Source organism: Citrobacter tructae, assembly GCF_004684345.1.
GTDB classification, from domain to species: Bacteria; Pseudomonadota; Gammaproteobacteria; order Enterobacterales; family Enterobacteriaceae; genus Citrobacter; species Citrobacter tructae.
The window spans coordinates 703,618-725,377 of record NZ_CP038469.1 but is presented as its reverse complement, the minus strand read 5'-3'; the positions used below and the strand labels follow the sequence as shown (position 1 = coordinate 725,377).

Genomic DNA, 21,760 nt, shown 5'->3' with positions numbered 1-21,760 from the left:
TGTGCCGGGTAACAGCTTCACCTTACCCGGCACCTTGATTATCAGTTATTTACCGGGATCACCGCGCCTTTATACTTGGTGCGGATCCAGTCCTGGATTTCTTTTGAGTGCAACGCATCAACCAGCGCCACAATATCCTTTTTCTTCTCATCGCCGCGATGCACGGTAATGATGTTGGCATACGGGTTGTTTTCACCACTTTCAACAGCAATCGGATCTTTCACCGGATCCAGCCCGGCATCAATGGCGTAGTTGGCGTTAATCACCACCGCATCGCCTTCATCGTTGTTATACATCTGCGGCAACAGCGCCGCTTCAACGTTAGGCAGGAACTTCAGCTTCTTCGGGTTATCCACGATGTCGCTGATACGCGCGGTGACTTTATCAACGCCAGGCTTGAGCTTAATCACACCCTCTTTTTCGAAAATTGACAAAATGCGCCCCTCTTCTGAAACCGCGTCACGCATGATGACCTTTCCGCCCTCCGGCAAGTCCTTCAGCGATTTCACCTTTTTTGAATAGATACCAATCGGCTCAATATGAATCGCCCCGGCGCTGACGAAATCATAGGTTTTGTCACCCGCATGATCTTTCAGCACGCTGTTCAGGTACGGAATATGCTGGAAGTAGTTGGCGTCAATCTCACGCCCCGCCAGCGCGGTGTTGGGCAGAATGTAGTCCTGGAATGGTTTGATCTCCAACTCGATCCCCTGCTTCGCCAGAATCGGTTTCGCCTGTTCGAGAATTTCAGCGTGCGGCACATTGGACGCACCAACAGTCAACGTATCAGCCCAGGAGGAAAAGCTCAGGGCGCTTAAGGTCGCTGCGGCGAGTAATGTCAGTGTTTTTTTCATGAGAATGGTTTCCGTATTTTATTAGCGTTTATCTAACAGAGAGGTGATCACATCGCCGCAAAACTGGATGATGAAAACAATGACAAGAATAGTCACCGTCGCCACCAGCGTGACGTCGCTGTGGTTGCGTTGAAAGCCTTCAAGGTAAGCCAAATTCCCTAAACCACCGGCACCAATCACGCCCGCCATTGCGCTGTAGCTAACCAGTGCAATCAGCGTTACGGTGATCCCGGACACCAGAGCGGGTGATGATTCCGGCAGTAAAACCCGAAAAATAAGCGTACTCAGCCGCGCGCCCATTGAGCGGCTCGCTTCAATAACACCTTTATCTACTTCACGCAGGGCGATTTCGACCAGCCGGGCATAGAACGGTGCTGCCCCCACAATCAGCGCGGGCAGTGCGGCGTTGGCGCCGAGAATGGTGCCGACAAGCGCTTTGGTAAACGGGATCAGTAACACGATCAAAATAATGAATGGGATCGAGCGGAAAATATTCACGAGCAGCGAGATGGCACTGTACAACGTGCGGTTCTGAAACAGGCCGCCGCGCGCGGTCAGAAATAACGCCAGTCCGAGCGCAATACCCAGTATAAAGGTCGCCACGCCGGAAAGCGCCGTCATGTAGAGCGTCTCCTGCGTTGCAGCAAACAGTTGGTCCCATTTCAGATGAGGGAACAGGGAATCAGCCATGTTGGATCACCTCGCCGTCAATGTCGCTGTGGCGCAGATCGGCCAGAATATTGTTGAGTTGTTCTTCAGTGGCCACCACGTGTACCCACAGTTGACCAAACGCACCGTGGGCGGTTTGCGTCATCTTGCCGTGCAGAATGTTAAACGGCAGGCCGTAACGCAGGGTCAGTTCTCCAACCACCGGTCGATGTGTACGCTGCCCGGTAAACGTTAACTTGATCACCACGCCGCCAAACTCGCTTGCCAGCTGCGGGTTAAACTCATCTTCCTCGGCATACTGACTCACCTGACGGACAAATTGACGGGTGATCACCTGCTGCGGATGGGTAAACACGCTGAGCACATCGCCCTCTTCAACCACCTTGCCGTTTTCCATCACCGCCACGCGATCGCAAATTTTGCGCACCACGTGCATCTCATGGGTAATCAGCACAATGGTTAATTTGAAACGACGGTTAATATCGAGCAGCAAATCCAGGATCTGATCGGTGGTTTGCGGATCCAACGCGGAGGTCGCTTCGTCGCACAACAGCACGTCCGGATTGTTCGCCAGCGCGCGGGCAATCCCTACGCGCTGTTTTTGCCCGCCGCTGAGTTGCGACGGATAAGCGTTTTCTCGCCCCTCTAGCCCCACCAACGCAACCAGTTCGGCCACGCGAGCCTTAATTCTTGCTTTTGACGCACCAGCAATTTGCATTGAGAAAGCTATGTTTTCGCTGACGGTCCGTGACCACAGCAAGTTAAAGTGCTGAAACACCATGCTGATTTTCAGCCGGGCCTGACGCAACGATTCCCCGCGCGCCGCAGAGATATCGTGACCATTGATGGTCACGCTGCCGGATGTTGGCTGTTCGAGGCCGTTAAGCAGGCGAATCAGGGTGCTCTTACCAGCACCGCTGTAGCCAATAATTCCGTAAATCTGTCCCTGTTCAACCGTCAGGTTGACGTTATCGACAGCGGTAATAGCAAGCCTGCCTGGCGTAAACACTTTCGAAATATTTTTCAGGACAATCATGTCGTTTGGGTATCCGCTGCTGCTTATCGTTATCCTGCTAATGTTGTTTGTTATTTAGCAGTATGGATGTCCAAACGAGTGTAATCAGGGAAATGGGCTTTTGATATGAATTAAAAAGAATTTGATATAACTATTAGGAATACTTCTTTTTCAACGTCTCTCTTGATCGAAAATGAAGAGAAATCGACGCTGTTGCGCAACAAACGGCCGGTCCAGGCAACCTCTTTGTCCATAGTGATGAACAAATTAGTGAATATTTTTTGTGAAACTGCACAGAACGCTTTTGAAACACCGTTTCCATTTTCCTTTTGGATAATTTTCAGCGTATAATGCGCGCCAATTGTCTCTTGAATGGTTTCAGCACATTGACCTGTAAAACTCAACGACTACAAAACTCTCCTTCCCGTTGGGCTGAAACGCAAGCACACATTCCTCTGCACGCTCATTCGATGTCACCTATCCTTAGAGCGAGGCATCACAACTTTCGTAACTCAGGTTTAGCTTCCCATTCGTGCGCGACGGAAGCCAGATTTCCATATCCTTCTCAACTTAAAGACTAAGACTGTCATGAAAAAGACGAAAATTGTTTGCACCATCGGTCCGAAAACCGAATCCGAAGAGATGTTAACCAAAATGCTGGACGCGGGCATGAACGTCATGCGTCTGAACTTCTCCCACGGCGACTACGCAGAACATGGTCAGCGCATTAAGAACTTGCGCAACGTGATGAGCAAGACCGGCAAGAAAGCCGCCATCCTGCTTGACACTAAAGGTCCGGAAATCCGCACCATTAAACTGGAAGGCGGCAACGACGTTTCTCTGAAAGCAGGCCAGACCTTCACTTTCACCACCGACAAATCTGTCGTGGGTAACAACGAAATCGTTGCTGTTACCTATGAAGGCTTCACCAGTGATCTGTCCGTAGGCAACACCGTGCTGGTTGACGATGGCCTGATCGGCATGGAAGTTACCGCTATCGAAGGTAACAAAGTTATCTGTAAAGTGCTGAACAACGGCGACCTCGGTGAAAACAAAGGCGTTAACCTGCCGGGCGTTTCTATCGCGCTGCCTGCTCTGGCTGAAAAAGACAAGCAAGACCTGATCTTTGGCTGCGAACAAGGCGTTGACTTCGTTGCGGCATCCTTCATCCGTAAACGTTCTGACGTCGTTGAAATTCGTGAGCACCTGAAAGCCCACGGCGGCGAAAACATTCAGATCATCTCCAAAATCGAAAACCAGGAAGGCCTGAACAACTTCGACGAAATCCTCGAAGCGTCTGACGGCATCATGGTTGCACGTGGCGATCTGGGCGTAGAAATCCCGGTTGAAGAAGTTATCTTCGCGCAGAAGATGATGATCGAAAAATGCGTGCGCGCTCGTAAAGTGGTTATCACCGCGACCCAGATGCTGGACTCCATGATCAAAAACCCACGTCCGACCCGCGCTGAAGCCGGTGACGTGGCAAACGCCATCCTCGACGGTACCGATGCGGTCATGCTGTCTGGTGAATCCGCTAAGGGTAAATACCCGCTGGAAGCCGTTACTATCATGGCGACCATCTGCGAACGTACCGACCGCGTGATGACCAGCCGTCTGGACAACAGCCATGACAACCGCAAACTGCGTATCACCGAAGCCGTTTGCCGTGGTGCTGTAGAAACTGCTGAAAAACTGGAAGCTCCGCTGATCGTCGTGGCAACCCAGGGCGGTAAATCTGCTAAAGCTGTACGTAAGTACTTCCCGAACGCGACCATTCTGGCGCTGACCACCAACGAAGTGACTGCACGTCAGTTGGTTCTCAGCAAAGGCGTAATTCCGCACCTGGTAAAAGAAATTGCCTCTACTGATGATTTCTACCGTCTGGGTAAAGAAGTTGCACTGCAGCTTGTTGAACGCGGCCTGGCACAGAAAGGCGACGTTGTGGTGATGGTTTCCGGTGCACTGGTACCGAGCGGCACCACCAACACAGCATCTGTTCACGTGCTGTAATAATTCCATCGGGAATTAATTTGCCTAAAAAGCGCCCTTGCGGCGCTTTTTTTATTTCTGTGATAGCCACTATTAATAAAAAATCAAATCGGATTTCACTATCTAATTAGAGATTATCTAAGATGAATCCGATGGAAGCTTTCTGTTTTCACTCGGGTTTTTCGCCGTTTTTGCACAATTCGATGCTTCTTTGAGCGAACGATCAAAAATAAGTGCATTCGCATCAAAAAAATATTCTCAACCTAAAAAGCTTTGTGTAATACTTGTAACGCTACATGGAGATTAACTCAATCTAGAGGGTATTAATAATGAATCGTACTAAACTGGTACTGGGCGCGGTAATCCTGGGTTCTACTCTGCTGGCAGGTTGCTCCAGCAATGCTAAAATCGATCAGCTGTCTTCTGACGTTCAGACTCTGAACGCTAAAGTTGACCAGCTGAGCAACGACGTGAACGCAATGCGTTCCGACGTTCAGGCTGCTAAAGATGACGCAGCACGCGCTAACCAGCGTCTGGATAACGCAGCTACTAAATACCGTAAGTAATAGTATCTGTGTAATAGAAATGGCGCACTTTGTGCGCCATTTTTTTTGTCCTTAATTTCTCGCCTTCTCTGCTACTGCGTCGTCCGTGTTTCTTCCACCCCTGCCGGTAATCCATTCTGTACCGACTTTACCTCTGGCCCATTGGCCGCAATCGGCGTCTGCCCGGCCGTTACGGTAACCGGATAACCCGCCCGGCGATACAGCGCCCTGTCCACCAGACTATGATCAACAGCTTTACTGTCTTTAAACTGGCTAAAACCTGCTGGTAGCACATACGGCATGGTCTGTACGTTTTGTTCTTCCTCCGGAGACAATGGACGGTGCACTTCGACATAACGCATGCCGTTTGGCTCAATTGAATATTTTATCGGCTCGTTAATCACTCTGACTGGCGTGCCGGTTCTGACCTGGGTAAACAGGGCTTTGATGTCCGGCGCGTTCATGCGAATACAGCCAGAACTCACGCGCAGGCCTACGCTGTCGGGTGCGCTGGTGCCATGGATAAGGTATTCACCGTTGCCATGCGCCAGACGCAGTGCAAAGCGCCCTAACGGGTTATTAGGCCCGGCAGGCACCACAGGCGGTAACGTAATGCCGCGCTCCAGAGAACGCTTACGGATGCCTGGCGTGGGTGTCCATGTTGGGTTGGGAATTTTCTGCCCCACCCGGGTTTCCATCACCGGAGTCTCCAGCCCCTGCAAGCCAATACCAATAGGGAATACCTGAACAATGTTCTCTCCCGGCGGGAAGTAATACAGACGCAGTTCCGCCAGATTCACAATAATGCCTTCACGCGGAGCATCCGGTAGCAGCAGTTGCGAGGGAATAGTGACAAGAGTTCCAGTACTTGGGACCGGGGCAATGGTGTTATTAGCTTCGAGGATCAGCATCGCGGCGGTATCAAACCGGCGGGCTATCGCCTGCAAGTTCTTATCGCCTTCCTGAACAGTGTAGGTTTGATTCTGCCCAACAAGGCGGCTGTTCGCCGGGGGCAAAGGATAATCGACCGCCCAAGCGGCCTGTATAGCGCTATAAGCGCCAATCAGCATTAGAGTAATAATAGACGCGCGTTTCATACTCACTCACCCCCCTGGCGTTTTTGCCGGATAGCGGCGACTGCGTTATCCGGCATACGAGTCATTGCATTAATCTGCTCAACATTATCCAGCAAGGCTTGCCGGATAATATATTTTATCAGTTTAGCTAAGAGTTGCCGCTTGCGTACGAATAGCGCGAATCATCGCTTCCAGACCTTGTGAACGCGATGGCGTGAGATGCTGCGCCAGCGCCATTTTTTCAAACCATGGACGCACATCAAAATTCACAATATCCTTGGCGGTCATTCGGTCATACAAAATGAATACCACAGCAATGAGTCCTTTCACAATCGCCGCATCACTGTCACCCTGCAATTCAATAATACCGTCAGCATTCTGACGCATAATGATCCATACTTGGCTTTGACAGCCCTGAATACTATTTTTCTCACAGCGATCATCAGCATTTAACTCCGGTAAACGCTGACCTAATTCAATAATATACAGATACTTCTCTTCCCAATTCGCACAACGCAAAAAATTGCGCAATAACTTTTCTTTATCCGGTAGAGCAGCCATAACGCCTCCCTGTTATCCCAGCAGGCGGTGAATTCGTACGAGACCTGTGACCAGGCGATCCACCTCTTCATGGGTGTTATACATTGCCAGAGATGCCCGACACATCGCAGGGACGTTATAACGCGCCATCAGTGGCATGGCGCAGTGATGTCCTGTGCGCACGGCGATGCCGTAGTTATCAAGAAAACTGCCGACGTCATAAGCGTGGTGTTTGCCGAGGTTAAACGAAATCACTCCCAGACGGTTATCCGGCCCGTATAGCGTCAAATCTGGCACTTCCGCCAGTTGTTCTAGCGCATAACGCATTATGAACTGCTCATACTCGCTGATTTCATCAAGCCCTAGCGCACTCACATACTCAATGGCGGCACCCAGGCCAATAATGCCACCGGTGTTAGGCGTTCCTGCCTCAAAACGCCAGGGGGCTTTGGCCCAGGTCGTTCCCTGACTCAGGCTGACCGTCGCTATCATCGACCCTCCACCTTCCCAGGGCGGCATCTCCTGTAGTAGCGACTCGCGGGCATACAGCACGCCGATACCGGTGGGGCCATAGAGTTTATGTCCCGAGAAGACATAAAAGTCGCAATCCAGCGCCTGCACGTCCACCTTGTGATGCATCACCGCCTGCGCACCATCGACCAGCACTTTTGCGCCGTGCTGGTGCGCCAGCTCGATCATCTCAGCTAACGGATTTTCGGTGCCCAGCACGTTAGATACATGGGTAATAGCCAGCAGTTGAGTGCGTTCGTCAAACAGCGTCGGCAGGATATCCAGTTGCAAGGTACCATCGTCATTCAGCGGGATGACGCGTAGCTCCGCGCCCACGCGGGCGCACAGCATCTGCCATGGGACGATATTGGCATGGTGCTCCATCTCGCTAATGATGATGTTATCCCCCGCCCGCACATTGCTGGTACCCCAACTGTTGGCCACCAGGTTAATGCCTTCGGTCGTACCGCGCACAAATACCAACTCTTCAGCGGAGCGGGCGTGAATAAACAGCGACACCAGCTTACGCACATTCTCCATTTTTTCCGTCGCCTGAGCGCTTAAGGTATGAATGCCGCGGTGAACCGCCGCATAGCCATGGCGGTAAAACTCAGCTTCAGCATCAATCACCTGATTCGGTTTTTGCGCACTGGCGGCGCTGTCCAGATAAGCCAGCGGCAGGCCGTTCACTTCACGCGTCAGGACAGGAAAGTCGGCCCGCACTTTTTCAATTGGAAATGTCATGCTACGCCTCCCGGCAGGCGTTGAGCGATCCGCGCCAGAACCTGTTGTTTAAGCGTTTCATCGCGCAGGGCTTCCGTCAGCTCAGCGGCAAACGCATAGAGAATCATCTGTTGAGCATCCTGCTGGCCGATCCCGCGCGAACGCAAATAGAACATCTGTTCATCGTCAATCCGCCCCACCGTCGCACCGTGGCTGCATTTCACATCATCGGCGTAGATTTCCAACTGCGGCTTGGTGTCCACTTCCGACAGCTTACCGAGCAGCAAATTATTATTCGTCATTTGCCCGTCGGTTTTAATCGCGTGCTGTGCCACGTTGATCAGGCCATTGAATACCGCCCGACCTTTATCGCTGACGATGGTTTTATGCAGTTGCCGACTATTGCAATAGCCTTTGTTATGCTCAAGCCAGGTGCGGGTGTCACAGACTTCGTTTTTCACCGGCATCGCCAGGCTGTTAATCCGCAGCGTGGTGTTTTCGCCGTTCAGTTGGGTACTGGTGTTATGGCGCAATACTGCATCACCGAGTAAAAAGCTGTGGCTGATCGCCGTGGCATCTGCGCCCAGCTGAATGTCGTTATGGGCGAAGTGATGACTGACCGGATTCTCAAACGCCAGTTTGATATGGTGCAAGTGGGCATTTGCCGCCACGTTCATCGTTACGCGCGCACCGGTAAAATGCTTCAGCTCGTTGAGGCTGACATAGTGTTCGATGAGGGTAGCTTCCGCGCCTTCCGCCAGTTCAAGATGGTGGCGATAATGCGCGGTATTGACGTCATCTCCCGCCAACCCCTGGGTGATGTGCATCAGCAACAGCGGCTTCGCTGGGCGCTGATTACGCTTCACCTGAATGCGCGTCACGCTGCGCGACAGGCTTTCCGTCAGGTGCAGAAAGACTTCTGGCTGAATCGGTGCCGGTAGCGGCAAGTGTGCATCATCGATGGTAATATCAAAACCGCTGCCGTCCACACTGTCGCTAAGCGCTTCGCAAAATTGCCCGTCGACAAACACCAGACGCACGGCATCAATACCAGCCGCCAGCGCATTGCACTGCGCCGGGCTTATCGCGGCAAAACGACTGACAAACTGACCGTTGGCGAGTCCTTCCAGCGGTGTGTATTTCCAGTCTTCGTGCTTACGCGTGGGCAGCCCCAGACGCAGCATTTGCTGCATGTGCTGCTGCGCATGCTGTGAGCGGGTTTCGCCCTGCGACTCAAACAGACGGTGCCACTGCTGCAGCACGTTACTGTTGTTCACTAAGCCAGCCATATCCTTGCTCCTCCAGCTGTTTAACCAGCGTGAAATCGCCGGACTTAACAATGCGTCCCTGATACAAAACATGGACGTAATCGGGTTTGATATAGTCGAGGATGCGCTGGTAGTGAGTGACGATAATGAATGCGCGCTTACCGTCGCGCAACGAATTCACGCCATCGGCGACAATTTTTAGCGCGTCGATGTCCAGCCCCGAGTCAGACTCGTCGAGAATGCACAGCTGAGGCTCCAGCACCGCCATCTGCAAAATATCATTGCGCTTTTTCTCACCGCCGGAGAATCCAACGTTCACCGAGCGGGTGAGCAAATCTTCCGGCATCTTCAGCAGCGCTATTTTCTCTTCCATCAAATCCTGGAAGTCGAATCGGTCCAGGGCCTCTTCGTCACGGTAACTGCGTACCGCATTGAGCGCGGTTTGCAGGAAAAACTGATTGCTGACACCGGGGATTTCCACCGGGTACTGAAACGCCATAAAGATGCCTTCACCGGCCCGGTCTTCCGGCGACAGTTCCAGTAAATCCTTACCATTGAACTCTACCGTCCCGCCGGTGACTTCGTAGTCATCACGTCCAGCGAGCGTTGCAGACAGCGTACTTTTCCCGGAACCGTTCGGTCCCATAATGGCGTGGACTTCTCCGGGGCGAATTTCAAGACTGAGCCCGCGCAGGATCGCCTTATCTTCCACACTGACCTGTAAATCTTTAATGCTTAACATGTGCTTTCCTTAAATTTTAACCGACGCTGTGTTCAAGACTGATGGCAAGCAGTTTTTGCGCTTCCACGGCGAACTCCAGCGGCAGTTCGGAGAACACGTCTTTACAGAACCCGTTGACGATCATCGAGATAGCATCCTCTTCGCTGATTCCACGTTGCAGGCAATAGAACAGCTGATCTTCACCAATACGTGAAGTCGTAGCTTCGTGTTCAAGCTGGGCGCTGTTGTTGCGACACTCCACATATGGGAAGGTGTGCGCCCCACAGTCCGCGCCAATCAGCATCGAGTCGCATTGGGTATAGTTGCGGGCGTTAGTGGCCGTCGGCATGATTTTTACCAGACCTCGATAACTGTTCTGACTGCGCCCAGCGGAGATCCCTTTAGAGATAATGGTTGATTTGGTGTTCTTGCCGATATGGATCATCTTGGTACCGGTATCCGCCTGCTGATGACCGCTGGTCAGCGCAACGGAATAAAATTCGCCAATAGAGTTGTCGCCGCGCAAAATACAGCTCGGGTATTTCCAGGTAATGGCCGAACCGGTTTCCGACTGGGTCCACGACATTTTGCTATTTTCGCCTTCACACAATGCGCGTTTGGTGACGAAGTTCAGAATACCGCCGGTATTACCATCGCCGGGGAACCAGTTTTGCACCGTCGAGTATTTCACTTCGGCATCTTTGTGGATGATCACTTCTACCACCGCCGCATGTAGTTGATAACTGTCACGCACCGGTGCCGAACAGCCCTCAATGTAGCTGACGTAGCTGCCTTCATCCGCCACCAGAATGGTGCGCTCGAACTGACCCGTTTTTTCCGCATTAATACGGAAATAGGTAGAAAGCTCCATCGGGCAGCGCACACCTTTTGGCACGTAGATAAACGTACCGTCTGAAGCAACCGCCGCATTTAACGCGGCAAAAAAATTGTCGTTGCCTGGTACCACGGTGCCGAGATATTGCCTCACCAGTTCCGGGTGATCGTGAATGGCCTCACCGAACGAACAGAAAATAATCCCCTGTTCTGCCAGCTTTGCACGATAGGTAGTCGCCACCGACACCGAGTCAAAAATGGCATCGACCGCCACCTCTTTACCTTCACGCACCGGCACGCCAAGCTGTTCGAAAGCGTCCTCAACCTCTTTACTTAAAAACGCATTCGCACCCGTTTGTTGTACCGCTCCCGGCTCAGAGGCACAGGTTTCATCGCAGTTGCCGCAGGAAGGTGCGGAGTAATAGCTGTAATCCTGATAATTCAGCTTATCGTAATGCGCTTTTAGCCAGTGCGGCTCCTCCATTGTCAGCCACGCCCTGAACGCATTCAGGCGAAACTCCAGCATCCATTCCGGTTCGTTGCGTTTCGCGGAAATTGCCCGCACGACCTCTTCATTGATGCCTTTCGCCAGTTCATCTGTTTTTAGTTGGGTGAAGAACCCCTCTTTATAATTGAGGTGTCCGCCAGCCCAAGTGTTGACATCGTCAGTTGCTTCAGTGTTACGCGACATAGTACCGCCTATACCCCAAAACTTTCGCCACAGCCGCATTCGTTCTGGGCTTTTGGGTTATGAAATTTAAATAACTGATTTAATCCTTCACGAACAAAATCGACCTCAGTGCCATCGATAAACGGCATCGCCTGTAACGGTACATACAGCCTGGCGCCATCCGTCTCAAACAGTAGATCGTCTTTTTCCGGTTTGCTGACGGTATCCAGCACATAGCCAAACCCCGCACATCCCGTTTGCTTCACACCTAACCGCACGCCCAGCATATCGGGCTGTTTTGCCACCAACTCACGAATATGCGCCGCGGCGGCTGGCGTTAACGTCAACCCGCGCCATGCAAAATCGTGCGGATTAAATGTTCCTGAATGCAATTCCATAGGGTTACCTCGAGTCATTAGCCTGCACGCTACAACACCATGTTAGTGATAATGATTATCACTTCAACCCCTCATCAGCAGGGGCATTCGGGTTAACCGCCCTTTTTGACTACTTTTATTAAGCATAGACCCTGCGACGAGGGTTCACAGAGATGGATTATTTTGTTCAATGCTTTGATAAATAATGGGTTACGAATAACTAATCGTTCGGCAAGGTAAAACGCGAAAAGATGTATAGATAATGTCTATTTAAGAGATAGGAAAAAGACGGGAAATGGAGATAACACGGTTCAACAGCGCGCAGACAGGCAATAAAAAACCCTTAAGTCTACTTTAGCAGGCTTAAGGGTTCCGGCCCCATCCGGCGCTTATCTCCGGCACTCACAATGGCTTAGCTCTTGAAGGGGCGATAAGAATCGTCTCATATCCTGAAGCCGCTTTTTTAACACAAACTGCGGTTTGTCTATTTTGCAGGCAGACGCAGCTCCCACATTCAGACCAAGGTCTCATGTAAAGCATCCAACAGCAGACGCAGACCTGCCGGTTGATGCTCACGCGACAGATATAAACCGTAAATTGGCAGGCGACGCGGCTGGAACTGAGGCAAAAGCCGCATCAACTGGCCCTGCTCCAGCCCTTCACGCGCCTCTTTTTCAGGCACCAGAGCAATGCCCATACCGGCCAGCGCCGATTCACATAACAGAGCAGAGATGCCCGCACTGAGATTTCCCTTGATCGCCACCGAAACGGCGTCGCCCTGCTCATCTCGAAAGTGCCAGGATTTTCCGGCAAAGCCGCTGTAGTAGAGACAATTATGCTGAGCGAGTTCGTCAAAGTTTTGCGGAGTACCATGCTGACGCAGATAGTCCACCGATGCGCACAACACCGACTCACAATCACCAAGACGACGGGCGATGGTACCGGGTTCAGGGCTATCCGTTATGCGGATCGCTACATCAATGCGCTCGCCGACCAGACTCACCGGCTGATTGTTAATTTCAACCTCAATACGCAGTTCAGGAAAACGCGCCAAAAAACCGGGCAACACCGGTGCAAGAATATGCATGGCGGTAAAATGAGCGCAGGCCACACGTAACGTACCGGATGGCACCTCCGCCGCGCTGGCGGCGCTGATATCCAGCGACAGTTGCGCCAGCGACCGCGTCTTAGTTAACGCTTCTTCCCCAGCGGGAGTAATGGTCAATCGACGCGATGAACGGTGGATCAACCTCACGCCCGCCCATTTTTCCATCTCGTCGAGATAACGACTGACCATCGGTCTGGAAAGCCCCAGCGCTCGCGCAGCGGCGCTCAGGCTACCCAAATCGCAGATATGGTTAAATACAGTTGCCGCCATCACTCTGTCCATCGCATCCCATCCGATCGTTTTATGAAACTCAGCATGTCCTGATAGAGGAATTCTAACAGATCCGAATTTCCGTAAAATAAGGAACAAGAAAAAGACATCTTCATCTGCAAAAGGTTATCCACCATGAAAGTTAACACCCTGGCCCTGCTGTTACCCCTGCTGGCTTCGCCGGTTTTCGCCGCGCCGCTCCAACTTGACGTCTACAATCCGCAGGATAAAGCTATCTTCCCGGTTTCCTCAACGTTGGTATCCGGTCCGAAAGAGGCCATTTTATTTGATGCACAATTCAGCATTAAAGACGGTGAAAAGCTGGTACAGATGATCCGCGACAGCGGCAAATCGTTGAAGGCCATCGTGATTACCTCTGGCGATCCGGATTTTTATTTTGGGCTGCAGCCGATTGTTAAAGCCTTCCCTGAAGTCAACGTGCTGGCAACACCGCACGTGGTGGAGCACATTCTTGCCACTAAAGAGGCCAAGCTGAAGTTTTGGGGCCCACAGATGAAAGATGGCGCACCAACGACGCTCATCGTACCGCAGGCTACCACGCAAACTCGTTTTACGATTGATGGTGAAACGCTGGAACTGCGCCACCCTAATGATTATGCGGCATATGTCTGGATCCCGGCTAACCGCGCCATCCTCGGCGGTACCGGCGTGGCTTCCGGTATTCATGTCTGGACTGCGGACACACAATCTCCTGAACAGCGCAGCGCATGGCGCAACGTACTCAGCGAAATGCAAACTTTACGTCCAACCGAAGTGATCCCCGGTCATTCTATTGGCGAACGACCGGCAGGTGATAAAGCGATCCGCTTTACCCAGGACTATTTACAGTCGTTTGAGCAGGCGCTGGACGCTAAACAAGGGTCGGCGTATGTGATTAAGACGATGAAGGCCGCGTGGCCGGGGCTTGCAGATGAAAGCTCGCTGGAGCTAAGCGCGAAGGTCAATACCGGTGAGATGAAGTGGTAAACAAGATTTAAAGCAAAAAATAACCCCGAACACATGTCGGGGTTTTCATCACGATAAGCATGCCAGAATCAATGAACACCATGGCGCCAGGCAAAATAGATCTCTTCTTTGAGTTCAATCGAAGAGAGCGTCAGTAAATCAGCAAACTCCAGCTCTAATTGTTTCAGTCTTTTCAGATACTGAGCCGGTGAAAGATCGCTTTTATCACGACGTAAAAATTCTAATGCCAGTTGGGCCGGGTCAAATTGGGTAGACATATCATCCTCGCTTGTGTTCAAAACCTGCACAGTATAGCACCTTTCCCTGCGCAGATAATGACCAAATTCAACATGCGTCACAAAATAGCGGTCGTCAGACGCGAGGTGCAGCACAGCCGTCCCTGCTCATCGAAGATTTCGATTTGCCAGACCTGGTGACGAGAGCCAGTATGCAGCGCGCTACACACCCCTCTGACACGCCCTTCCCGCGCGGAACGGATATGGTTAGCGTTCACCTCAAGACCCACCACTTTTTGGTCGCCCTGGGTACACAGGTAGCCTGCCACCGACCCTATGCTTTCCGCCAGCACCACCGAAGCACCGCCGTGTAACAGGCCAAAAGGCTGTTTGGTCCGGTGATCCACAGGCATCGTGGCTTCTAGCGTATTATCGCCGATGTGCTCAAAACGGATATCCAGCAAACCCACCATATTTCCCTCACCCATGGCATTGAGCGCCTCGAGTGAAACTTCACGTTTCCAGATCATCCAATCATCTCCAGCAGAGCCTGTAATGGGTGGCGAACACCCGTGCCTTCCACGCGTTTTACCTGGCTGCGGCAAGAATACCCGGCAGCCAGACACCGGTTACGCGGTAATCGCTGCATCGCCTGATGCCATGATAACTCATAGATGCCCAGCGAGTTCTGGTGATTCTTCACTTCGTGACCATAGGTGCCCGCCATACCACAGCACCCGACGCTAACGTTTTCCAGCTTCGCGCCAAATTTGGCAAAAATAGCCGCCCACTGCGCAGGCGCACCCGGCAGGGCCGTTACTTCAGTGCAATGCCCAAAGAAATACCACGGTTCACCCGCGATAGCGGCAGGTTCCTGAGAAGCCAGAACGGTCGATAGCCACTCGTTAACCAACAGCACGTGGAATCCTCCCCGTTGCTCACCCAGCGCCAGCTTGTATTCATCGCGATAGCACAGCACTAGTGCCGGATCGACGCCAACCATCGGGATGTCCAACTTCGCCACCCGATTGAGAAACTCAGAGGTCTTTTTCGCCGTTTTGGCAAAACGATTCAAAAAGCCCTTAATGTGCTGCGCTTTACCATTGGGCGAGAACGGCAGCAGCACCGGCTGTAAACCAAGCTTTTCCACCAGGCGGATAAAATCGGCGACCACCTGTGCGTCGTAATAGCTGGTGAATGGATCTTGTACCACCAGTACCGTACGGGCCTTCTGTTCGGGACTCAATAGCTCGAGCTGTTCCAGCGTCATATTGGCAGAACGGTGTCCCACCAGTTGACGTTGTAACGACGGTGCGGACAGCAGCGGCAAATCCACCATGCCGATATGCTTTTTGGCAAGATTACGCACCAGCGGTTGGTTAATGAAGAAGTTGAACGTTTTCGGCGCGCGCGCCATTAACGGCGCATAGCTCTCAACGGTTGCCACCATGTGATCGCGCAACGGACGTAAATAACGCGTGTGGTACAGTTGCAGGAAACGAGAACGGAACTCCGGGACGTCAATTTTAATCGGACATTGTGTAGAACAGGCTTTACACGCCAGACAGCCGGACATTGCCTCTTTTACTTCGTGCGAGAAATCGTACTCGCCCTTGCGCGCATGCCAGCTATTGCGAGTGCGGGCAATTAACGTGCGCAAGCTGGCGCGTTTTTCCGGTAATTCTTTTTCCAGATGAACCGGATCAATGCCTCGGTCAGCCAGCAGGCGTAACCATTCCCGCACCAGCGTTGCCCGCCCTTTTGGCGAGTGAATGCGATTGAGGCTAATTTTCATCGAGGGGCACATTGGGCTGTTGGCATCGAAGTTAAAACACAATCCGTTACCGTTACATTCCAGCGCCCCGCGCCATTCTTGCCTTACAGCTAGTGGGATCTGGCGATCGTATGTCCCACGCTTAACCGCATCGACTTTCATCATCGGCGCATCGACGCCTTCCGGTGGGCAGATTTTGCCAGGGTTCAGACGGTTTTGCGGGTCAAACGCCGACTTCACTTTGCGTAATTCACTGTACAGCTCATCGCCGAAGAACGCCGGACTGTACTCCGCACGAAATCCTTTGCCGTGTTCGCCCCACAGCAGACCGCCGTATTTTGCCGTCAATGCCACGACGTCATCAGAAATGCGTTTCATCAGCACTTCCTGCTGCGGATCGCACATATCAAGCGCCGGTCTGACGTGTAGCACCCCGGCGTCCACGTGACCAAACATGCCATAGCTCAGGCCATGACCGTCGAGCAGAGCGCGGAATTCCGCGATATAGTCCGCCAGATGTTCTGGCGGTACGCAGGTATCCTCCGCGAACGGAATCGGTTTTGCAGCGCCTTTTGCATTGCCCAGCAGGCCGACGGCTTTTTTCCGCATCGCGTAAATGCGTTCAACACCCGCCAGTTCAGTACACAACTGCCAGCCAATGACGCCAGCTTCCTGGCGGGAAATTAAGCCGTCCAGGCGTTCACACAGCGCGCTCACCTGTGTATCAATTAATGCCTCGTCGTCACCAGCGAACTCGACGATATTCAAACCCAGCATTTCTTTATCTGGCACATCGGTAATCAGTTCGCTAACGGAATGCCAGACAATGTCTTCGCGCGCCAGATTAAGTACTTTGGAGTCGACGGTTTCTACCGACAGCGCGCGCGCTTCCACCATCACTGGGGCATTGCGCAGAGCGGAGTCAAAAGAGTCGTATTTGACATTGACCAGCCGTCGCACCTTCGGCAACGGCGTGATATCGAGACGAGCCTCTGTAATAAACGCCAGCGTACCTTCGGAACCGGTGAGAATGCGGGTTAAATCAAACTCGGTCATCTCATCATTAAAGACGTGGCGTAAATCGTAACCGGTTAAAAAGCGATTCAGCTTCGGAAATTTATCCACGATCAGCTGTCTGTTTTCACGGCAGCTCTGGTAAACGGTCTTATAAATGCGCCCGATGGTCGTATTGGTGTTGCCGAGCATTTCGGCCAGTTCCACCGGCATCGGCTGTGTATCAAGGATATCGCCGCCCATTAGCACCGCACGCACGCCCAGTACGTGATCGGAGGTTTTACCGTAAACCAGCGACCCCTGCCCGGACGCATCGGTGTTGATCATCCCACCAAGCGTTGCCCGGTTACTGGTAGATAATTCCGGCGCGAAGAAATAGCCATACGGCTTCAGATACTGGTTGAGCTGATCTTTTATCACCCCAGCTTCTACCCGGACCCAACCTTCCTGCGGATTGATTTCAATAATGCGGCTCATATAACGGGACATATCGACGATAATGCCCTGATTCAGCGCCTGACCATTGGTTCCCGTGCCGCCACCGCGCGGGGTAAAAATTAACGAGGAAAAGAGAGGTTCAGCCGCCAGACGGGCGATCAGCGCCACGTCCGCCGTTGAACGGGGAAAAACCACGGCATCAGGAAGAAGCTGATAGATGCTGTTATCCGTCGACATTGTCAGACGATCGGCATAGCTCGTTGCCGTGTCGCCCGTAAACCCTTGCTGCTCCAGCGCCTGCAAAAAATTGAGCACCAGTTGAACGACACCAGGTGCCTGAGAAATTTGTGGAATCATTATAGTGACCCTTTCCTGCGGTCTGTGTTGTGAATTTAGAGCCTATCCCAGTAGGCGTTATTGGCGCAGACAGTTTGAACACGGCCAGCGCGGAAGAACCGGAGCGTACACGTAGTACGTGAGGATTCTGAGCACTGCCCAGGTTCGAAATGGCAAGCAAAATAGCCCTAATGGGATAGGCTCTTAATCGTTTGCGTGTTGCTTTGTTTGTTGTATCACATTTTTTTCTAATACACCCAGCAGATTTAAAGGCAGAATCAGCCTGTTAAAAACCGCTGAAATTGCTCATCATTATAGGGTGTGGTTTAAGCGTTCACGTCGCGTCAACGTCCTGACGTACAGAAAAGGTGAAAAAGTATTTATGGTAAATTTCCGTCAGCCCAGGGATATCGCACAAGTGCTGCTCTCGGTGCTGTTTTTAGCCATCTTGATTGTGGCCTGTCTGTGGATTGTGCAGCCCTTTATCCTTGGTTTTGCATGGGCTGGAACCGTGGTTATTGCGACCTGGCCCATCTTACTGCGCATACAGAAATTGTTATGGGGACGCCGTTCTTTGGCCGTGCTGGTAATGACCCTGCTGCTGGTCCTTTTGTTTATCATTCCTATCGCACTATTGGTCAACAGTATTGTTGATGGCAGCGGCCCGCTGATCCACGCCGTAACCGCTGGCGATATGACGCTGCCGGATCTTGAGTGGCTGAACAGTATTCCGTTAGTAGGCGCCAAAATTTATGGCGCATGGCACAGCCTGCTGGAAATGGGCGGCACGGCAATTATGGCCAAAGTGCGTCCTTATATCGGCACCACCACCACCTGGTTTGTTGGTCAGGCCGCGCATATTGGTCGCTTTATGATGCACTGTGGTCTAATGCTGCTGTTCAGCGCCCTGCTGTACTGGCGCGGCGAACAGGTTGCATTAGGTATTCGCCACTTCGCCTGTCGTCTGGCCTCTAAGCGTGGCGATGCCGCCATTCTGCTGGCGGCGCAAGCAATCCGTGCGGTGGCGTTGGGCGTGGTCGTGACTGCTTTGGTGCAGGCCGTCCTCGGCGGTATTGGTCTGGCGGTCACTGGCGTGCCGTACGCCACGCTGCTGGCGGTGCTGATGATCCTGTCCTGTCTGGTACAGTTGGGTCCCTTGCCAGTATTGATCCCGGCTATCATCTGGCTTTACTGGACGGGTGACTCAACCTGGGGCACGGTGCTGCTGGTGTGGAGTGCCGTGGTGGGTACGCTGGATAACGTGATCCGCCCGATGCTGATTCGAATGGGTGCCGATTTACCGCTGATCCTCATCCTTTCTGGGGTCATCGGTGGGCTAATTGCCTTCGGGATGATTGGCCTGTTTATCGGCCCGGTGGTTCTGGCCGTTTCCTGGCGTCTGTTCTCCGCTTGGGTGAACGAAGCCCCTGCACCCGGCAACGACCCGGACGCGATCCTCGAAGAAATCGCTGAAAGCGAAAACACCAAGTAACCCTGACATCAGGCGGCATCGCCGCCTGATTGTTTAACGCTATTTATTGATACCTTCCCGCCTATTACACGAATCCAGCGCTTTCCGGCTGTAAATTCTCATTTGTGTCGCAAATTCTTTACAGTTTTTAAACTATTGAGATGAATCCGATCGACGGGAAAAATCGACATGCCTACTATTATCCCATGGCTTTAGATCAACACATTGATTTATAAGCATGGAAATCCCCTGAGTGAAACAACGAATTGCTGTGTGTAGTCTTTGCCCATCTCCCACGATGGGCTTTTTTTTGTCTTTTCATCTGCCCCCTCTTCTGAAGAACAAATAATTTTGCACAAGATACTGTGACTCTCTTCAAGCAGAAATATCCACAGTAATGTTATTACTACTCCACCGTTTTTATTAGGTTATGAAATGATGAACGCATTCGAATTACAGGCATTCCGCCATATTTTTGCTCTGTCGGTTGAGGAATGTGCAACTTATATCGCACTGGATGGTAATGTTAGTGCCTGGCAGCAATGGGAAAATGGCGAGCGCGACATCCCGGTGAATATCGTGCTGCGTTGTACCGAAATGAAAGTAAAACGCAAGTTGCGAATTAACGCAATCATCGAAAAAATAAATAATCGTATTGGTAATAATACGATGCGTTTTTTCCCCGACCTGACATCTTTTCAGGCGGTGTATCACAGCGATCATTTTCTCGACTGGAAAATTTATCAATCGACGGCCGTTGAACTCTATGCTCACGATCTCGAGCGTTTGTGTTAGGAAATACCGACCCAGAACAGCATTGCAGTATTGGTACCTGACATAATGCCCACGCTCAAGCGAAGTCTGCATTTTACCATGACCAACACGCCCTATCAGAAATAGAGCACGCAATCCATTTATCCTCTTCGCTGAGTAACATAATATGAAAAAGACCTATTTCTCCACTGCGATAGGGCTGTACCTTAATTACCTGGTGCACGGCATGGGGGTCATTCTGATGAGCCTCAATATGTCCTCATTAGAACAGCAATGGCAAACCAATGCGGCAGGCGTGTCGATTGTTATCTCATCCCTCGGCATTGGCCGATTAAGCGTCTTATTACTGGCGGGTTTACTCTCCGATCGCTATGGCCGCAGGCCGTTTATCCTGCTCGGTATGATCTGTTATCTGTGTTTCTTCGTAGGCATTATCAATACACACAGTATTTACATTGCCTACGCGTTTGGTTTTTTAGCCGGGATGGCAAACAGTTTTCTCGATGCGGGAACCTATCCCAGCCTGATGGAGGCGTTTCCACACTCTCCCAGCACCGCCAATATTCTGATAAAAGCTTTTGTTTCCAGCGGGCAGTTCCTGTTGCCGATGGTCATCAGCCTGCTGGTGTGGGCCGAACTTTGGTTTGGCTGGTCCTTCCTGCTGGCGGCGGGGATGATGCTTGCCAACGGCGTATTTTTATTACGTTGCCGATTTCCAGCGCATCCGGGGAATCAACCCGCTATCAAGACCGTAAAGGAAACGACGGTGGCTAAGCATCGTTGTTCCCTGCTCGATCTTGGCAGCTACACCCTGTACGGCTACATCTCAATGGCAACCTTTTACCTGGTGAGCCAGTGGCTGGCGCAGTACGGTCAGTTTGTCGCCGGAATGTCATATACGTTATCCATTAAACTGTTAAGTGTTTACACCTGCGGTTCGCTGCTGTGCGTGTTGATCACCGCACCGCTGGTACGGAAAGCCGAGCGCGCACCGTCCCTGTTGATGCTTTACACGTTCATTTCGCTTATCGCCCTGCTGACGGTCTGCCTGCATCCCACCCCCGCAGTGGTGATCGCCTTCGCCTTTGTCATCGGTTTTTCCTCCGCCGGCGGCGTGGTACAAATCGGATTAACGCTGATGGCGGCACGCTTCCCGCATGCCAAAGGCAAAGCCACCGGTATTTATTACAGTGCGGGCAGCATTGCGACCTTCACAATCCCCCTGATTACGGCAAGGCTCTCACAAACTAGCATTGCCCATATTATGTGGTTTGATACTGGCATTGCCGCTGTCGGCTTCCTGTTGGCATTGTTTATTGGTTATCGCAGTCGCATGGCGTCAAAACATTCGTTAAAACTGGCGCCACTTGCCGAATAACGTGGATGCAATATTGTTCCCCTCGCCTGCAACATAATTGCGTAAATATTTAAAACATCAACAAAACGGCAGCAGGGAGATTTAAGTTTCACACTTTGGCATGCAATATACCTGGTCACTTAAACGTCATGCTATGTAGGTTCTGCACGCGTCACTCGGTATAGTAATAACATCATCATCGTAATTAAATTCAGCGCGATGAAA

At 51.8% G+C, this 21,760-nt stretch carries 21 protein-coding genes and 1 other RNA gene; 8 read left to right on the top strand and 14 right to left on the bottom strand.

Translation table 11 applies throughout. The annotated features are described in order from the left end of the window. Positions 1–41 precede the first annotated feature (41 nt). From E4Z61_RS04095 to E4Z61_RS04085, 3 genes are read right to left on the bottom strand one after another with little or no spacing between them, the layout of a single operon-like run. A complete protein-coding gene (locus tag E4Z61_RS04095) occupies positions 42–854 on the bottom strand; it encodes a MetQ/NlpA family ABC transporter substrate-binding protein (RefSeq protein WP_135321650.1) in 813 nt (270 codons plus the stop codon). A gap of 21 nt (positions 855–875) precedes the next feature. Next, positions 876–1,544 carry a methionine ABC transporter permease gene (locus E4Z61_RS04090; RefSeq protein ID WP_135321649.1) on the bottom strand — a complete coding sequence of 223 codons (669 nt, stop codon included), beginning with the start codon at positions 1,542–1,544 and terminating at the stop codon, positions 876–878. Further along, the gene (locus E4Z61_RS04085; RefSeq protein ID WP_135321648.1) at positions 1,537–2,559 is read right to left on the bottom strand and encodes a methionine ABC transporter ATP-binding protein; all 1,023 of its coding nucleotides are present in this window, start codon (positions 2,557–2,559) and stop codon (positions 1,537–1,539) included. Before E4Z61_RS04085 ends, E4Z61_RS04090 begins: the two co-directional genes overlap by 8 nt. 329 nt (positions 2,560–2,888) lie before the next feature. On the opposite strand from E4Z61_RS04085, the gene ynhH reads away from it, so the two are divergent. The 3 genes from ynhH to lpp all read left to right on the top strand — a co-directional run bounded on the left by ynhH (position 2,889) and on the right by lpp (position 5,093). Beyond that, complete coding sequence (gene ynhH, locus E4Z61_RS24320) at positions 2,889–3,119, top strand: protein YnhH (protein ID WP_420808696.1); 231 nt, start codon at positions 2,889–2,891, stop codon at positions 3,117–3,119. A gap of 7 nt (positions 3,120–3,126) precedes the next feature. Further along, a complete protein-coding gene (gene pykF, locus E4Z61_RS04080) occupies positions 3,127–4,548 on the top strand; it encodes a pyruvate kinase PykF (RefSeq protein WP_135321647.1) in 1,422 nt (473 codons plus the stop codon). A gap of 308 nt (positions 4,549–4,856) precedes the next feature. Next, the gene (lpp, locus tag E4Z61_RS04075) at positions 4,857–5,093 is read left to right on the top strand and encodes a murein lipoprotein Lpp (RefSeq protein WP_003029373.1); all 237 of its coding nucleotides are present in this window, start codon (positions 4,857–4,859) and stop codon (positions 5,091–5,093) included. A 71-nt stretch (positions 5,094–5,164) separates the two neighbouring features. Here the strand turns inward: lpp and ldtE are convergent, their stop codons facing one another. From ldtE to E4Z61_RS04035, 8 genes are all read right to left on the bottom strand, one after another. Beyond that, positions 5,165–6,169, bottom strand: coding sequence for a L,D-transpeptidase LdtE (gene ldtE / locus E4Z61_RS04070; protein WP_135324871.1), 1,005 nt, complete (start codon positions 6,167–6,169; stop codon positions 5,165–5,167). Between the two features lie 123 nt (positions 6,170–6,292). Continuing rightward, positions 6,293–6,709, bottom strand: coding sequence for a cysteine desulfuration protein SufE (sufE, locus tag E4Z61_RS04065; RefSeq protein ID WP_135321646.1), 417 nt, complete (start codon positions 6,707–6,709; stop codon positions 6,293–6,295). A gap of 12 nt (positions 6,710–6,721) precedes the next feature. After that, positions 6,722–7,942 (bottom strand): cysteine desulfurase SufS, encoded by a 1,221-nt coding sequence (gene sufS / locus E4Z61_RS04060; RefSeq protein WP_135321645.1) that lies wholly within the window; start codon positions 7,940–7,942, stop codon positions 6,722–6,724. Next, positions 7,939–9,210: a Fe-S cluster assembly protein SufD gene (gene sufD, locus E4Z61_RS04055; RefSeq protein ID WP_135321644.1), complete on the bottom strand. Its 1,272-nt coding sequence runs from the start codon at positions 9,208–9,210 to the stop codon at positions 7,939–7,941. The genes sufS and sufD overlap by 4 nt, the downstream gene beginning before the upstream one ends. Then, positions 9,185–9,931 carry a Fe-S cluster assembly ATPase SufC gene (gene sufC / locus E4Z61_RS04050; RefSeq protein ID WP_135321643.1) on the bottom strand — a complete coding sequence of 249 codons (747 nt, stop codon included), beginning with the start codon at positions 9,929–9,931 and terminating at the stop codon, positions 9,185–9,187. The genes sufD and sufC overlap by 26 nt, the downstream gene beginning before the upstream one ends. A 16-nt stretch (positions 9,932–9,947) precedes the next feature. Continuing rightward, positions 9,948–11,435 carry a Fe-S cluster assembly protein SufB gene (gene sufB, locus E4Z61_RS04045; RefSeq protein ID WP_135321642.1) on the bottom strand — a complete coding sequence of 496 codons (1,488 nt, stop codon included), beginning with the start codon at positions 11,433–11,435 and terminating at the stop codon, positions 9,948–9,950. Positions 11,436–11,443: 8 nt separating this feature from the next. Beyond that, positions 11,444–11,812, bottom strand: coding sequence for a Fe-S cluster assembly scaffold SufA (gene sufA / locus E4Z61_RS04040; RefSeq protein WP_135321641.1), 369 nt, complete (start codon positions 11,810–11,812; stop codon positions 11,444–11,446). Between the two features lie 493 nt (positions 11,813–12,305). Next, the gene (locus tag E4Z61_RS04035; protein ID WP_135321640.1) at positions 12,306–13,181 is read right to left on the bottom strand and encodes a LysR family transcriptional regulator; all 876 of its coding nucleotides are present in this window, start codon (positions 13,179–13,181) and stop codon (positions 12,306–12,308) included. A 123-nt stretch (positions 13,182–13,304) separates the two neighbouring features. Between E4Z61_RS04035 and E4Z61_RS04030 the strand changes: the two genes are divergently transcribed. Further along, positions 13,305–14,156, top strand: a complete 852-nt coding sequence (locus E4Z61_RS04030; RefSeq protein ID WP_135321639.1) for a Vmh family MBL fold metallo-hydrolase — start codon at positions 13,305–13,307, stop codon at positions 14,154–14,156. A gap of 68 nt (positions 14,157–14,224) precedes the next feature. Here E4Z61_RS04030 and E4Z61_RS04025 read toward each other — a convergent pair whose 3' ends face one another. From E4Z61_RS04025 to ydiJ, 3 genes are all read right to left on the bottom strand, one after another. After that, complete coding sequence (locus E4Z61_RS04025) at positions 14,225–14,413, bottom strand: YdiH family protein (protein WP_135321638.1); 189 nt, start codon at positions 14,411–14,413, stop codon at positions 14,225–14,227. 77 nt (positions 14,414–14,490) lie between these two features. Beyond that, positions 14,491–14,901 (bottom strand): 1,4-dihydroxy-2-naphthoyl-CoA hydrolase, encoded by a 411-nt coding sequence (gene menI, locus E4Z61_RS04020; protein ID WP_115258634.1) that lies wholly within the window; start codon positions 14,899–14,901, stop codon positions 14,491–14,493. Next, positions 14,898–17,954: a D-2-hydroxyglutarate dehydrogenase YdiJ gene (ydiJ, locus tag E4Z61_RS04015; RefSeq protein ID WP_135321637.1), complete on the bottom strand. Its 3,057-nt coding sequence runs from the start codon at positions 17,952–17,954 to the stop codon at positions 14,898–14,900. The genes menI and ydiJ overlap by 4 nt, the downstream gene beginning before the upstream one ends. A gap of 361 nt (positions 17,955–18,315) precedes the next feature. Here ydiJ and ydiK point away from each other — a divergent pair, with 361 nt between their 5' ends. From ydiK to E4Z61_RS03995, 4 genes are all read left to right on the top strand, one after another. Then, complete coding sequence (gene ydiK, locus E4Z61_RS04010) at positions 18,316–19,425, top strand: AI-2E family transporter YdiK (RefSeq protein WP_135321636.1); 1,110 nt, start codon at positions 18,316–18,318, stop codon at positions 19,423–19,425. 185 nt (positions 19,426–19,610) lie between these two features. Then, positions 19,611–19,718: antisense sRNA RprA (gene rprA / locus E4Z61_RS04005), an RNA gene on the top strand. 124 nt (positions 19,719–19,842) lie between these two features. After that, positions 19,843–20,199 (top strand): YdiL family protein, encoded by a 357-nt coding sequence (locus E4Z61_RS04000; RefSeq protein ID WP_135324870.1) that lies wholly within the window; start codon positions 19,843–19,845, stop codon positions 20,197–20,199. 145 nt (positions 20,200–20,344) lie between these two features. Then, positions 20,345–21,556, top strand: a complete 1,212-nt coding sequence (locus E4Z61_RS03995; RefSeq protein ID WP_135321635.1) for an MFS transporter — start codon at positions 20,345–20,347, stop codon at positions 21,554–21,556. Positions 21,557–21,760 lie beyond the last annotated feature (204 nt).

Coding starts and splice junctions, on each gene's coding strand:
- sufE (WP_135321646.1), bottom strand. CDS start 6,709: ATGGCTGCTCTACCGGATAAAGAAAAGTTATTGCGCAATTTTTTGCGT.
- E4Z61_RS04025 (WP_135321638.1), bottom strand. CDS start 14,413: ATGTCTACCCAATTTGACCCGGCCCAACTGGCATTAGAATTTTTACGT.
- menI (WP_115258634.1), bottom strand. CDS start 14,901: ATGATCTGGAAACGTGAAGTTTCACTCGAGGCGCTCAATGCCATGGGT.
- sufC (WP_135321643.1), bottom strand. CDS start 9,931: ATGTTAAGCATTAAAGATTTACAGGTCAGTGTGGAAGATAAGGCGATC.
- E4Z61_RS04030 (WP_135321639.1), top strand. CDS start 13,305: ATGAAAGTTAACACCCTGGCCCTGCTGTTACCCCTGCTGGCTTCGCCG.
- E4Z61_RS04000 (WP_135324870.1), top strand. CDS start 19,843: ATGAACGCATTCGAATTACAGGCATTCCGCCATATTTTTGCTCTGTCG.
- lpp (WP_003029373.1), top strand. CDS start 4,857: ATGAATCGTACTAAACTGGTACTGGGCGCGGTAATCCTGGGTTCTACT.
- sufA (WP_135321641.1), bottom strand. CDS start 11,812: ATGGAATTGCATTCAGGAACATTTAATCCGCACGATTTTGCATGGCGC.
- E4Z61_RS04090 (WP_135321649.1), bottom strand. CDS start 1,544: ATGGCTGATTCCCTGTTCCCTCATCTGAAATGGGACCAACTGTTTGCT.
- ydiK (WP_135321636.1), top strand. CDS start 18,316: ATGGTAAATTTCCGTCAGCCCAGGGATATCGCACAAGTGCTGCTCTCG.
- E4Z61_RS04095 (WP_135321650.1), bottom strand. CDS start 854: ATGAAAAAAACACTGACATTACTCGCCGCAGCGACCTTAAGCGCCCTG.
- E4Z61_RS04085 (WP_135321648.1), bottom strand. CDS start 2,559: ATGATTGTCCTGAAAAATATTTCGAAAGTGTTTACGCCAGGCAGGCTT.
- sufD (WP_135321644.1), bottom strand. CDS start 9,210: ATGGCTGGCTTAGTGAACAACAGTAACGTGCTGCAGCAGTGGCACCGT.
- sufB (WP_135321642.1), bottom strand. CDS start 11,435: ATGTCGCGTAACACTGAAGCAACTGACGATGTCAACACTTGGGCTGGC.
- pykF (WP_135321647.1), top strand. CDS start 3,127: ATGAAAAAGACGAAAATTGTTTGCACCATCGGTCCGAAAACCGAATCC.
- ynhH (WP_420808696.1), top strand. CDS start 2,889: ATGCGCGCCAATTGTCTCTTGAATGGTTTCAGCACATTGACCTGTAAA.
- ydiJ (WP_135321637.1), bottom strand. CDS start 17,954: ATGATTCCACAAATTTCTCAGGCACCTGGTGTCGTTCAACTGGTGCTC.
- E4Z61_RS03995 (WP_135321635.1), top strand. CDS start 20,345: ATGAAAAAGACCTATTTCTCCACTGCGATAGGGCTGTACCTTAATTAC.
- E4Z61_RS04035 (WP_135321640.1), bottom strand. CDS start 13,181: ATGGACAGAGTGATGGCGGCAACTGTATTTAACCATATCTGCGATTTG.
- ldtE (WP_135324871.1), bottom strand. CDS start 6,169: ATGAAACGCGCGTCTATTATTACTCTAATGCTGATTGGCGCTTATAGC.
- sufS (WP_135321645.1), bottom strand. CDS start 7,942: ATGACATTTCCAATTGAAAAAGTGCGGGCCGACTTTCCTGTCCTGACG.